The organism is Acinetobacter chinensis, from assembly GCF_002165375.2.
GTDB lineage: Bacteria > Pseudomonadota > Gammaproteobacteria > Pseudomonadales > Moraxellaceae > Acinetobacter > Acinetobacter chinensis.
This window is the reverse complement of record NZ_CP032134.1, coordinates 2,645,306-2,658,370: the sequence shown is the minus strand read 5'-3', so window position 1 is coordinate 2,658,370 and position 13,065 is coordinate 2,645,306. Positions and strand designations below refer to the sequence as shown.

Genomic DNA, 13,065 nt, shown 5'->3' with positions numbered 1-13,065 from the left:
GAAGAATCAGAAGATAATGTGGATTTTGTAGGTAATATGTATTCTCATTATCATTTTTATTAAGCAGGGCTGACCGGAAAACAAAAAACCTCCCGAAGGAGGCTTTTTAAAGAGACTGCTAGCAGGTTTAAGCCTGTTTAGGTTCGCCTACAGTTTCTTTTAAATGTTTGCGGATCGTGGTGAATGGAAAGTTTTTGGAGTCCATACGTTTTGGCAGAATATATGCACCTTGCTGACCTTTCACTTTGAAATTGACCAGGATGAATTCAGGCGTGTTGTACCATTCGTAAATGTCTTTCCAGCCCACAGTCATTGTGCCTTGCTGCATACCAACCTGTTGCTGCATGGATAAACCGTGAGGTTGAACGCCTAAGCGGATGCCTTTGATTTCCTGAACAGGAACTTCTTTAATTTTGCGTTTGACGTACCATTCGATACCGAATTTACGGACCAGAAAATAAATAGCCACACAGACGAGGGCTACCCAACAGAAAACTGTCGAATAGTTTTTAATGAAAATCAGTCCGAGCAGAGCCAGGGCAACAACTGCGCCCATAATCATCCAGGCTTTATTTCCAATTTTGTAGTTGCTGCGGGACAGTACCAGCTGGGCATTGCGCTGTTCTTCTTCAGAAACTTCATAAGAAACAGGCTGTAAAGTATAGGCGTATTGGGTCTTGGTGGTCATAGTAAACTAACAAATTTATAACTTTAAAAAGTTTAGCATTAAATACAGTAATTCAGTGAGTATATTGTTCCAAAATTACCCAGATTACAATGAGGCAAATTCGGTTGCATCCAGGTCGCGTTCATGACTCAGATTCTGCTTCAGCTGACTCAGCTGATTCAGTATGCCGAGCATCAGCGATAACTGTTGCAGAATAATCAGTGACTTCTGGTCTTCTGTATGGTTCTGGCTGAGTTGCTGGCGAATGGTCTGCAGCATGTTCTGCGCACTCAGATCAGGGACTTCATCATTCAGCAGTGCTCCTTTGATATCCTCAAAGGCTTGATCGAGTAATTGCAGAACTTCAGTGTCTTCAATTTTTTCACGATGTGCGCCTAATGCTGCTATATAACTGATCAGGGTGTGATTCAGGCACAGAAATTCAAAAGCATGGGTTTTCTGAACGGGATCAAAATCAGGTTCAGTCGCCAGTGTGGAAATCAGTGAGGCAACTTCGGCATCGGTGTTATGTGCTGCACGACGGACAATACGGTATTTCAGACCGTTATTTCTGCCATGTTTATACTGTTCAATCACCTCAGCAAGATAATCGCACTGTGCCGTCAGTGAACGACGGATAGTTCGTGGCAATCTGCGGAATTTCCAGTCAGGAAAGATAAAGCTGACACCGAACCAGGCCAGTGCACAACCGATCAGTGTATCGAGCATACGCGGGAATGCCGCAGCAAAACCCAGTCCATCCAGATTAAAGTTGATCAGTGCCAGAATGGTGATAAATGCTGTTGCCTGGGCATACTGTTTACTGCGTAATTCAAAAAACAGCACGCCACTTAAAATCAGAATCACCAGCTGACCTTCGATGGAAGGTACAAAATACAGAATGGCATAACCAATAATAATGCCGGACAGTGTTCCGGTAATCCGCAGTCTTAACCTGCGTTTTGTCGCATTGAAGTTTGGCTGACTGACAAACAGGGCAGTCAGGAGAATCCAGTAACCATATTCAATACCGGTCAACTGTACAAAAATATAACCGATGAACAGCACAATGGACACCCGTATTGCATGTCGGAACAGTACGGATTCTGGACTCAGATTCTGTTTGATACGGATGACAATATCATCCCAGCCTTTTAAGTCATCGTCTTTGAGCTGGTGTTCAATATGTCGGGTTTTGTCTGCACTGATATTGCGTTCAGTTTCCAGGTTTCTGAGCTGAGCATCGACAGACTTCAGGTTCTGGTACAGTGAAAACAGGGCATTAACCCAGACCTGATCGTACTGAGGATCTTTTCTTAATCTTTCAAGTGAATATTTCAGATTTTCAAAGGCGTGTTTAAAGCGATGATTATGCTGATAAATCTCTCGGTTTAAGATGCTTTCGCTCAAATCTTTACAGGCTTTCCCCTGTATAGACAGAATGCGCTGAAAGCGGAACAGAATATCGCTGTGCTCAAAGATTTTTGCCAGTTTCTGATAATCAATATGAGCAGAGTCTGCCCGTTCATGAATATCCTGAGCAACAAAATAATACTGAAGACTGCGACGGGTATCTTTCTGTCCACGGTCACCTTTCAGTCGGGTCAGCAGTGCAGTTTTCATTTCATTATAAATGCCGATCAGCCGACCATTTTCCATGGACAGCTCAATCATGCTTTGCTGGTAACTGTCCGGTGTCATATCAACATCAAACAGGTTGGATTTTGCAAACAGAAAATCGCCCAGTGAGGAATAACACTGTGACAGTTTGTCCTGTACCTGACGGACAGGAAACAGCAGAAAACTGATGGTGGAGATCAGTCCGTACCATGCTGCACCCGCAACCAGCAGGGTGGGCTGGACATACCATTGATCAAACAGATGCACACCCAGCATGGAATAAACAGAAATGACCAGGCAGCCATAGGCAATCGTGGCATAACGCCTGCCCAGAGACCCCAGCAGAATCCATCCAATACAGGAAACAATCAGACCAAAAGCAAAAAGAACAGGGTAAGGAAACAGAAACTGAATGGAAGCGGCTGTGACAAAAAAGCCGATATAGGTATAAATCAGGTTCATGATCCTGACTGAAAATCGGTCATCAATATCACTTAATCCAGCAGCTACCACGCCCAGAGTCAGTGGGATGGTTGCCAGCTGATATCCCATGAAATAAGGGACAAAAGCAGTTCCTGAGAAGGCAATGATCATGCGGATGTTATACATGAAAGTGGTATTGTAGGTCGCCTGTTTCAGTCTTTTTAGCCAGGGTTTCACCAGAGATCCTTCGTGTTAGGCTGTATGTAAATTATGCGCTTGTCTGTGAATATGTGAAACTTCACTTAGAGCATGCAGAAATAATACGCTGAACAATGTAATCTTGTCTGCACAAGAGCCATTTAAAAAAGAAATATGGATATAGCAGATCAACGCCCAAACAGACAATACTCCACGTCATGGATCATGTTGCTGGCATTACTGACATCACTTGGACCATTGTCCATTGATATGTATCTGCCTGCATTGCCACAGATGGCAACAGATTTCGGTGTCAGTACCCAGATGATGGCAAATACGCTGCCTGCATATTTCCTGGGGCTTGCACTGGGACAGCTGATCTATGGTCCGGTCAGTGACAGAATCGGGCGGAAGAAACCGCTCTATTTTGGGTTGATACTCTATATTACAGCCAGTCTGCTGTGCCTTATGGCAAGTCATGAATGGAGTCTGATTGCAGCCCGTATTCTTCAGGCTCTTGGGGGCTGTGTTGGCGTGGTGATAGCACGTGCTGCGATCCGTGACCGGCTGGATGTACAGGCATCCGCTCAGGCTTTTGCCAGTATGATGATTGTGATGGGGATAGCCCCTGTGATTGCACCGAGTCTGGGCGCACTGGTGCTGAATTTTTTCAGCTGGCATGCCATTTTTGTGTTTCTGATTTTAATGGGAGCAGTCTGTCTGTTCTGTGTCCACTTCTTTTTTAAAGAAACTCTGGTACCAGAACGTCGCCTGCATTTAAACCTGAATCAGGTACTGACGCTTTATGCTGCAATTTTAAAAGATCCAGGATTCAGATGGCCCATGCTGGCAGGCTGTTTCACCGGTGGGGCAATGTTCTGTTATATCAGCTCATCTTCTGCTGTACTGATGGATGGTTATGGTATGAGTCAGCAGCATTTTGCAATCGCATTTGGTGTCAATGCTTTTGGTATCATGCTGTTTTCAACCCTCAATAAAAAATTAGCAGGGAAATTTGGCATATTGCAGCGTTTAAAAACAGGCGGTGCGATTCAGATGAGTGGTGCAGTGACTCTGATCATTGCAGGTGTATTGCCGGCAGCTCCTTTGTGGATTGTAATGGGCGGACTATTTCTGGCTGTATCAGGAATTGGATTTACAGGGCCTAATGCCATGGCACTTGCAATGTCAGAGCAGGGCGCAAGAGCTGGGACTGCAAGTGCCATTATGGGCAGTTTTCAGTTCGCCTGTGGTTTAATGGGCGGTGTTATTCTGAACTTTCTGGTCTGGAGTGCGCTGTTCAATATGGGACTGCTGATGCTGCTGTTTATTTCAGCGGGACTGTATGCCATATACAGACTGAATTTAAGATATCAGCAGCAAGGTACCGTTTTATGAGTTCATCAGACTGTATCTGAAAGTAAAAATCCCCCTTTATCTGCAGGAGGATTTTGATGAAGCTCTAAAACAGGCTCAGAATCTATTCATCCAGAAAAACAGCAAAGTCTTCAACAGGTACCCGCGGAGTGATAAAAGTATTCACAATATGGTCAGGATCTGCAAAGCCCAATGCCACGGCACAGACCAGTTCTTCATCTTCAGGTGCTTGCAGTACATCCATAACAATCGGATGAAAATGGTTCCATGCAGCTTGTGGACAGGTGTCCAGTCCACGGGCTTTAGCCGCAGTCATGACATTCTGAATCATCATGGAAATGTCCATTTTTGATCCGATTCCCATTGCTTTATTGACCGTAAAATACAGCGCGACAGGTGCATCAAACAGTTGATAATTACGTAACTGTTGTGCAGCCATTTTTTCTTTTTCACCTTTCTGGATGTTCAGCAACCCATACAACCCCCATCCATTTTCACGACGACGGTCGATATATGGAGAAATCCAGGTCTCAGGATAATAGGAAAAGGTCTCTTTATATTCTGATGCCAGGGCAGGGTTATTAAATAATTCAATCTGAGCTGCACAGACTCTTTCGATCATTTCAGCCCTTTTTTGACCTGTGACAACATAGACTTTCCATGGCTGGGTATTTGTTCCCGATGGGGCACGGCTGGCAACGGTCAGAATGTCCTTAATGGTCTCAGAACTGACAGGGGTATTTAAAAAAGCACGTACTGAATGACGGGTTGAAATGGCATTGTCAACAAGACGAACCTGATCCAGATTCATAAAAAATCCTTTAAAAATGAGTTTTTTAGCTGTTTGTAATATATACAATAGTCTAATAAATGTACTTTAAGAGAATTGTAAAGAAAATATAAGTTACAGAATATATTAATATTTTTATAATATTAATCTGAAAAATGGATTAATTGTTTATTTTTGTTCGGTAAAACTGATTTTAATTATTAATGGAAGTTGTTAGATTTGACGGGTGTGTAGATCACATGATGTGTTTTTTTAGCAAATTTTAAAAACTTTTTCACTGTTCTGTTATGCATAAAGTGCGATGGTTTTTGTTGGTGGATTTTTTATTTAATCGTGAATTTTCATTTGATTTTAGAGCAAAAAGTCATCAAGCACGGATGCGAAGATTATAATTCTGGAGACAAAAATGGGTCACTTACTTAACGGTAAATTTATCGCGCAGGGTCTTGCGCTTGCTGTATCAGCTGTGATGGTAACTGGTGCTCATGCAGGTAAAACTGAGCAGGAGCAGATTCAGCAACTGCGTAAGGAAATTGAATCTCTGAAAAGTATGGTTCAACAGCAGAATCAGGTTCAGCAGCAGCAACAGGTTCAGATTGCTGAAGTTAAAGCACAGCCACAGGTTATAGCACCTTCAACTAAGCCTGCATCACCGTTTTCAATGAAATCCAAAGGCGGTGCAGAAATTAACCTGTACGGTTTTGTACGTGGTGATGCAAACTATATCCTTGAAGGTGCAGACGATGACTTCGGCTCTGTTCATAAAAGTACTGGTGCAACAAAAGATAAATTACGTGCAACAGCAAAAACGACCCGTTTAGGTCTTGATTTTAACACTCCAGTAGGCGATGACAAAGTTGGTGGTAAGGTTGAAGTGGATTTTGCAGGTAACGGAGCGAATGAAAATCTGCGTATCCGTCACGCTTATTTAACTTTAAACAACTGGTTATTCGGTCAGACAACGTCGAACTTCCTGGCAGGTCATGCACCTGAAATGATTGACTTCGCAACTAACATTGGTGGTGGTACTACGCGTATTCCTCAGGTTCGTTATGGACTTAATCTTGCGCCACAAACTCAGTTATTTATTGCTGCCGAAGAAGGTAACAGTAAGGCAGGCATGGCAACTCTTGCTGATGTCGAAGGAGCTGCAGCTGATTTGAAATATCGTTTACCTGTACTGACTGCTAAGCTTACTCAGGGCTTTGCAGATGGAAAAGGTACAGCAACTGCACGCGTACTGGCTGAAAATTATAAGTCAGAAACTGCAAAGGATGACAAAACTGGTTGGGGTATTGCAGTTGGTGCAAATTACCAGCTGACAGATCCATTAAAAGTATTTGCTGATTTTACACATGTAAAAGGTAACAGCAATTATATGTATGGCAGTAACTCGGCTTATGTAGTTGATGCAAACAATAATATTAAACAGAATGAGTTTAATGCAGCTCAGGTTGGCGCAACTTATAAAGTGCTGCCTAACTTACGTACAACACTGGCTTATGGTGGTATGTTTGCTGATGATGACAATGGTTATGCAAAAGCAAATCAGTTAGGTAATGAAAAAGTTCAACAGGCATGGCTAAACGTGATTTATTCACCAGCTAAACCAATTGACCTGGGTGTTGAATATATCAATGGTAAGCGTGAAACATTTGCAGGTAAATCTTATAAAGATAACCGTGTAGGCTTGATGGCTAAATACAGCTTCTAAGCTGCATCGGTCTTAAAGTTCAAAAAGAGGTGATTGATCACCTCTTTTTTTATGTCTGAAAAACAGTGATGGACGTACAGGCTGTCACTTTTATGAAAATGCTGAGTATTTCGCAGGAATATTAAGATTAAAAATGAATAAGTCAGATTTATAATAAAAAATGTAAAAAAATGAAGACAATTTTTAAAAAAACTGCATAATGTCGCCCTTTTACACCTTTTTTAACCCTCAGATTTATCCTGCTTAAGTCGAATCAAGACTGAAAAGGATCTTACTTGTAAGGAGCTTATAATGAGATTATCCCTCAGTTTTAAGCCTGTACAGCAAAGAACAGTGAATACCCATACGCTGAAACTGCTGTATCGCATCTTCCTCAATATGCGTAAAAGCGTTTACTTTTTTGTCAGTACTTAGCTGGAAAAATTAAATATTTTCAATTGATGACGGAATAATTGATCTGTTCACAGAAATTTAAAAATGTGATCTGATTTACATTATTCTAATTGCAGAATGCACTGAATAACTTAGATTTGAATCTGTACAGAACTGATCAAAAACAGTCCAGGGATGCTTATCTGAAATGATATTTGGTCAGACTGTGAAACAAAAAGTATTCATGATATACAAGGGACTTTCCCATGGAATTCACTTTTAACGCGTTTTATACGCTGATAGCAGCGGTTATTGTCCTTCTACTTGGACGTTTTCTTGTCAACAATATTGAATTTCTTAAAAAATACAATATTCCTGAACCTGTTGCCGGTGGTCTTGTTGCAGCGGTGATTTCATTGCTTGTCCATAATTTATGGGGATACAGCATTACCACCAGCAGTGAACTGCAAACCAGTTTCATGCTGATTTTCTTTGCATCCATTGGTCTGAGTGCCAATTTTGCTAAACTGCGTGAAGGTGGTATTGGTCTGGTTATTTTCCTGGTCTGTGTTGCCTCATTTATTGTGGTACAGAACTTCGTGGGGATGAGCCTGGCAACCTTACTGGGCATTGATCCATTAATTGGTCTTATTGCAGGTTCAATCACACTGACCGGTGGTCATGGTACTGCGGGTGCCTGGGGTGAAATCCTCGAAGTTGAACATGGTATTCAGGGTGCACTGGCACTGGGTATGGCAAGTGCAACATTCGGTCTGATCATTGGTGGTTTGATTGGTGGACCACTGGCACGTCTGCTGATTAAAAAGTACGCTCTTGCAACAGCTCGTGCTGATCTGCAGGATAAAGATCATAATCAGCATACAGCTGAACAGGAAGGGCAGGAATTTGTTCCTTTTGAATATCCGCATCAGGTTCGTCTGATCACAGCTGATAATGCGATTACGACTTTGGGTATGTTCGCAGCCTGTCTTGCTTTTGCTGAGTTTATGACAGGTTTCAGTAAAGGAACCTGGTTTGAACTTCCTACATTTGTCTGGACACTCGGCGGTGGGGTTATTTTACGTAATGTTCTGGAAGGTGTATTTAAGGTCAGTATTTTTGACCGTGCAATCGATGTCTTTGGTAATGCGTCACTGTCGCTTTACCTGGCAATGGCATTACTCTCGCTGAAATTATGGCAACTGGCTGACCTGGCAGGTCCACTGGTTGTAATTTTAGGGGCTCAGACCATTACAATGGCGCTGTATGCTGCATTTGTAACATTCAGGGTGATGGGTAAAAACTACGATGCTGCGGTACTTTCAGCGGGTCATTGTGGTTTCGGTATGGGTGCAACGCCAACAGCGGTTGCCAACATGCAGGCAATCACCAACATGTATGGACCATCACATAAGGCATTTCTGATTGTGCCGCTGTGTGGTGCATTCTTTGTAGATTTAATCAACGCAACAGTGATTCAGATGATTCTGAAATTTGTTGCTTAAAACCTGAAGAAAAAGAAAAAAGCCGAATTTGGCTTTTTTCTTTTTTCAGCTCTATAGAAAGTTGATCAGCCATAAATAAATGAAAAAACTGCCTGGCAGAATCAGCCACACGGGAGCTTTACTTCTTAAGGCGATCATCACCAGCAGTACAAAAAACAGGTCTGAAATCTGGTGGATCTGTTGCCTGGACATTTCAGCAATCATGGCAAGTAAAAGTCCACAGACCGCTGCATTGATTCCCATCAGGGTAGCCTGAATGCGGTGCTGTGCCATCAACCATTGCCAGTGAGGCAAAGTCGCAAACAACAGAAAAAAAGAAGGCAGGAAAATGGCAGTCACTGCCAGCAGAGCACCTGCCAATGGTGTTGGACCTAAAGGAACGGATGCACCCAGGTAAGCAGAGAAACTGAATAAAGGTCCCGGCATCAACTGAGCAAAAGCATAGCCCAGGTCAAACTGCTGTGCCTGAATCAGGCTGGACTGAACGAAGTCCTGATACAGAAAAGGCAGCACGACATGTCCACCACCAAATACCAGTGAAGCGGCTTCATACAGGTGATATAAGCCACGTGACTCTGAATTATGCAGCCACGGGGCAAGTAAAAAGGGGGCTGTAAACATCAGCAGCCATAAGGCTGAAGACCGTATATTCCGCTTGTTGAATACAGGACGATGCACTGTTTTATCCGCTGGATTTTCTGCGTATGTATCTGAGTTGCTGTTCTTGTAGGGTTTATAAAGTAAAATACCGATCAGCCCTGATATCATGATCAGACTGATCTGTCCTGTACTCACCGGTGCAAAAGACAGAAACAGTACTGACAGACCAACCAGGATATATTGCCATAATCTGCTGCACAGACTTCTGAGCATCTGCCAGAAAGCCCATCCGATGACTGCCAGTACAATCAGCTGAATAATATGAAATCCCTGAGAGCCGATCAGCGCAGAGTATTGCTGTCCTAACAGGGCAATGCAGATCATCAGAACAACAGAAGGCAAGCTGAAACCGAGCCATGCATAAAATGCCCCGAGATAGCCTTTGAAGTGATATCCAATTGCCATACCGACCTGACTGCTGGTTGGACCGGGAATAACCTGACACAGTGCGACCAGCTGAGAGTATTCTTCTGCACTTAAGTATTTTTCTTTCTGAACAAAAATAAAATGGAACAGGACAAGGTGTGATGCGGGTCCACCAAAAGCAATACAGCCTGTTTTTAAAAAGATTTTAAAAATTTTAAAATAAGAAAGTGTCGGATTCATTCTTGTATTTTTAGAAAAAGACCTTACATTAAATATCAGGAATACATGACAGTTTTACTAAAAATTACGGTTTATGTAATTAAATATTCTTAGACTATAGCCTGTTTTCGGGTGATGGTCAGACTGCTTGTAGATGGTGAATATGAAATTTTTAAAATATGCTCTGGGTGTAATGTGCCTGACAGGCAGTCAGGTTTTTGCCATGCCTGTTCAACCTGTGACAGTGCAGCCATCGGTTTCTGAAAATAAAGTTCCTCATCGTCAGATGGATGCAGAAGCAAGAATAAATAAAGTTGATTTTAATAAGATAAAAACTGAACAGCATCGACCGGTCATTGCATTGGTACTCGGAAGTGGCGGTGCGCGTGGTTACGCCCATATCGGTGCTATACAGGTACTTGAGGAATATGGTATCCGCCCTGATTTTATTGTGGGTACGAGTGCAGGCAGTATTGTCGGTTCAATTTATGCCAGTGGTAAAAATGCAGTGGAACTTCGTGATATTGCTTTAAAAATGAAAGCAGGCGATGTACGTGACATTAAACTGGGCATGAAAGGTTTTTTTGATGGTAAAAAAGTTGAAGACTATATCAATGATCAGGTGGCAGACACTTCACTTGAGCATTTAAAAATACCGATGTATGTGGTTGCCACTGAGCTGCGGGAGGGCAGGAAAGTGGTTTTTAACTATGGTAATACAGGACAGGCGGTTCGTGCGTCGGTCTCTATTCCGAGTATGTTTGTTCCCGCACAGATTGGGGAAACAGAGTATGTGGATGGTGGACTGGTGAGTCCTGTACCTGTAGATACCGCGCGTGAACTGGGTGCGGATATTGTGATTGCAGTGGATATTCTGGCACAGCCGGTATATACCGAAACCACCAATGTCTGGGGATTATTTAATCAGAACATCAACATCATGCAGAACCGTCTGGCACGTGAAGAACTGAAATCTGCGGACATCGTTATTCAGCCTGATTTAAGGGAAAAAGCACATATTTTTGATGTAAAAGGGCGTGAAGCAACCATTCAGGCTGGTATAAATGCGGCGTTGTTAAAAATGAATGATATTGAAGCTGTCTTCAATAAACGGCATTATCCACTGAAAGAAAAAGAAGTACAGTTTTCTGTGAAAGACCAGTATTGAACATACCGCAGGTCTGTTTACAAGATGCTGTTCTATAACATTTCCTGTGAAAAGTGGCATTTTACGTAATACTGATCTGAGTAATATAAAGACTTAAAATTATTATTCAGATCATTTTCTTGAATTTATTAAGACTTAATATCTATTATTATATACATAAATCGTATTTAATATTTTTTTTATTCATATATTTATGTTTGATAGATTGGTTTTATTGCATATAATTTACATATATAAATGAAAGCTGGATTTAAATATGCCTGAAGAACAGAAGTCTGGTACGGCAACAATGGGTATTCAGATTGGGCAGCAGGTCAGACTTACAATCAGTCCACAGCTGATCTTTACGGTGCAGAAAAAAAATATGGATGGCAGTTTCACGGTTTCAGCGGAAATTGACTCAAACAACAACCTGAGTTATGACAATATTTCAGCTGAAATGTTATGTCTGGTAGATGCTGAATAATAGCGTCAGTAAATATACAGAACAGAATCTTTTTTATATCAGTGCTTAAGCAGCATAAACTGAAATTTGAAAGATTCTGTATTCATTGTTGTGATGTGTATATTGAGCACTGAATATATATTTTTCTGAATGATGCTCAAATCACTATAAATAATAATGATGAAATTGTTGCCGAATTGAACATTTAATTTCAGCTAAAAACGATATAATAATATTCACATATCCCTCGTCTTATAAAGAGTCCAGAGAAAACGATGTCCCCATTAGACCTAATTGCTCCAGCATCCGAAGACCAGTCTGAATTAACCATGTCCGTCCTGATGACTCCTGATATGGCTAACTTTTCAGGTAATGTCCATGGTGGAACAATTCTGAAGTTGCTGGATCAGGTAGCTTATGCATGTGCAAGCCGTTATTCTGGCAGTTATGTGGTAACACTGTCTGTAGATAAGGTGAATTTTAAAGAACCTATCCATGTGGGTGAACTGGTGACTTTTCTTGCCAGTGTAAACCATGTTGGCCGTACTTCCATGGAAATCGGTATTCGTGTAGAAGCGCAGAATATTCAGAAACGTACGGTTCGCCATACCAACAGCTGTTATTTTACAATGGTTGCTGTGGATGAAACCGGTAAGCCGAAACAGATTCCACCTCTGGATCTGAACAATGACTGGAAACGTTGCAGATTTGAAGCTGCGGAGCACCGTAAAGTTGCCCGTCTGCAGGAAAACCATCATCCATCATGCAGTATTTATAAAAAGTCAGTGCAGAGTTAATGTGCTGATATAAAAAAGACCGGATTCCGGTCTTTTTTATTTACAGGAAGAAAATCCCGATAGCACAATAAGTCTCTGAAACTGAACTCAGATTACATTTTTAAGCAGAATGCATAGCCATAGGGTTTTATTTTACTTATAATGATACGATACGTATCGTTTCATTATAAGCAGTAAACCGCATGGAAACAGGAAAAAGCTCCCGTCGTAAGCAGTGTATTTTAAATGCTGTGATTGCGGCGCTGGAAGAATCGGATTACAGCAGTTTAACCGTAGAAGATATTGCTGCCAGAGCCGGTGTGGGCAAATCCACGATTTATCGCTGGTGGAAGCACAAGTCTGACCTGGTTTTTGAAGCTTTCCGTGAACAGACTGCTTCAGTATTTGACCTGGATTTTAATGCCTCACTGGACTACAACCTGAAGCAGCAACTGCTGAAGTTATCCTGCGCTTTGAACCATCCTGTTGGGCGGGCTTTACTGGTGGTCATGGCTGAACATAGAGAAGCGGCAGGCGAGTTTTTCAGGCAGTATCTTTTACCACGCCGTGAGCAGACCCGAAAACTGATTCAGCAAGCCATTGGGCAGGGGGAAATCCAGGCGGATTATCCTTTTGAACTGATGCTCGACACGCTGTATGGCCCTATCCATTATCAGATTATCTTTTTTAACCGTATTCCTGATGAGTCTTATATAGAAGCTCTAGTGCAGCTGGTTCTGCATCCAGCCCGTACTCCGTAATTTT

11 protein-coding genes are annotated in these 13,065 nt (G+C 42.0%); 7 read left to right on the top strand and 4 right to left on the bottom strand.

Features of this window, described 5'->3' with window-relative positions; translation table 11 throughout:
* Window positions 1-127 precede the first annotated feature (127 nt).
* The gene (locus CDG60_RS13530) at window positions 128-688 is read right to left on the bottom strand and encodes a YcxB family protein (protein WP_087513344.1); all 561 of its coding nucleotides are present in this window, start codon (window positions 686-688) and stop codon (window positions 128-130) included.
* Between the two features lie 84 nt (window positions 689-772).
* The gene (gene yccS, locus CDG60_RS13525) at window positions 773-2,947 is read right to left on the bottom strand and encodes a YccS family putative transporter (protein WP_087513345.1); all 2,175 of its coding nucleotides are present in this window, start codon (window positions 2,945-2,947) and stop codon (window positions 773-775) included.
* A 135-nt stretch (window positions 2,948-3,082) separates the two neighbouring features.
* Here yccS and CDG60_RS13520 point away from each other — a divergent pair, with 135 nt between their 5' ends.
* Window positions 3,083-4,306: a multidrug effflux MFS transporter gene (locus CDG60_RS13520; RefSeq protein ID WP_406565290.1), complete on the top strand. Its 1,224-nt coding sequence runs from the start codon at window positions 3,083-3,085 to the stop codon at window positions 4,304-4,306.
* Between the two features lie 82 nt (window positions 4,307-4,388).
* On the opposite strand, the gene CDG60_RS13515 is transcribed toward CDG60_RS13520, so the two are convergent.
* A complete protein-coding gene (locus tag CDG60_RS13515) occupies window positions 4,389-5,096 on the bottom strand; it encodes a nitroreductase (protein ID WP_087513346.1) in 708 nt (235 codons plus the stop codon).
* Window positions 5,097-5,481: 385 nt separating this feature from the next.
* Here CDG60_RS13515 and CDG60_RS13510 point away from each other — a divergent pair, with 385 nt between their 5' ends.
* Complete coding sequence (locus CDG60_RS13510) at window positions 5,482-6,789, top strand: DcaP family trimeric outer membrane transporter (protein WP_087513347.1); 1,308 nt, start codon at window positions 5,482-5,484, stop codon at window positions 6,787-6,789.
* A gap of 638 nt (window positions 6,790-7,427) precedes the next feature.
* Window positions 7,428-8,666, top strand: coding sequence for a sodium/glutamate symporter (gltS, locus tag CDG60_RS13505; protein WP_087513348.1), 1,239 nt, complete (start codon window positions 7,428-7,430; stop codon window positions 8,664-8,666).
* Between the two features lie 51 nt (window positions 8,667-8,717).
* On the opposite strand, the gene chrA is transcribed toward gltS, so the two are convergent.
* Window positions 8,718-9,932: a chromate efflux transporter gene (chrA, locus tag CDG60_RS13500; protein WP_087513349.1), complete on the bottom strand. Its 1,215-nt coding sequence runs from the start codon at window positions 9,930-9,932 to the stop codon at window positions 8,718-8,720.
* A 133-nt stretch (window positions 9,933-10,065) separates the two neighbouring features.
* Between chrA and CDG60_RS13495 the strand changes: the two genes are divergently transcribed.
* The 4 genes from CDG60_RS13495 (at window position 10,066) to CDG60_RS13480 (ending at window position 13,061) form a co-directional block, all read left to right on the top strand.
* Window positions 10,066-11,079 (top strand): patatin-like phospholipase family protein, encoded by a 1,014-nt coding sequence (locus tag CDG60_RS13495; protein WP_394373885.1) that lies wholly within the window; start codon window positions 10,066-10,068, stop codon window positions 11,077-11,079.
* Window positions 11,080-11,335: 256 nt separating this feature from the next.
* Window positions 11,336-11,545: a hypothetical protein gene (locus CDG60_RS13490; RefSeq protein ID WP_087513350.1), complete on the top strand. Its 210-nt coding sequence runs from the start codon at window positions 11,336-11,338 to the stop codon at window positions 11,543-11,545.
* A 254-nt stretch (window positions 11,546-11,799) separates the two neighbouring features.
* Window positions 11,800-12,321 (top strand): acyl-CoA thioesterase, encoded by a 522-nt coding sequence (locus CDG60_RS13485; RefSeq protein WP_087513351.1) that lies wholly within the window; start codon window positions 11,800-11,802, stop codon window positions 12,319-12,321.
* A 182-nt stretch (window positions 12,322-12,503) separates the two neighbouring features.
* Entirely contained in the window at window positions 12,504-13,061 is a 558-nt protein-coding gene (locus tag CDG60_RS13480; RefSeq protein WP_087513352.1) for a TetR/AcrR family transcriptional regulator, read from the top strand.
* Window positions 13,062-13,065: the final 4 nt, after the last annotated feature.

Bases quoted from the DNA above. Each gene is read 5' to 3' on its own strand.
- CDG60_RS13530 (WP_087513344.1), bottom strand. From the start codon at position 688: ATGACCACCAAGACCCAATACGCCTATACTTTACAGCCTGTTTCTTAT.
- CDG60_RS13520 (WP_406565290.1), top strand. From the start codon at position 3,083: ATGGATATAGCAGATCAACGCCCAAACAGACAATACTCCACGTCATGG.
- CDG60_RS13515 (WP_087513346.1), bottom strand. From the start codon at position 5,096: ATGAATCTGGATCAGGTTCGTCTTGTTGACAATGCCATTTCAACCCGT.
- CDG60_RS13510 (WP_087513347.1), top strand. From the start codon at position 5,482: ATGGGTCACTTACTTAACGGTAAATTTATCGCGCAGGGTCTTGCGCTT.
- gltS (WP_087513348.1), top strand. From the start codon at position 7,428: ATGGAATTCACTTTTAACGCGTTTTATACGCTGATAGCAGCGGTTATT.
- chrA (WP_087513349.1), bottom strand. From the start codon at position 9,932: ATGAATCCGACACTTTCTTATTTTAAAATTTTTAAAATCTTTTTAAAA.
- CDG60_RS13495 (WP_394373885.1), top strand. From the start codon at position 10,066: ATGGTGAATATGAAATTTTTAAAATATGCTCTGGGTGTAATGTGCCTG.
- CDG60_RS13490 (WP_087513350.1), top strand. From the start codon at position 11,336: ATGCCTGAAGAACAGAAGTCTGGTACGGCAACAATGGGTATTCAGATT.
- CDG60_RS13485 (WP_087513351.1), top strand. From the start codon at position 11,800: ATGTCCCCATTAGACCTAATTGCTCCAGCATCCGAAGACCAGTCTGAA.
- CDG60_RS13480 (WP_087513352.1), top strand. From the start codon at position 12,504: ATGGAAACAGGAAAAAGCTCCCGTCGTAAGCAGTGTATTTTAAATGCT.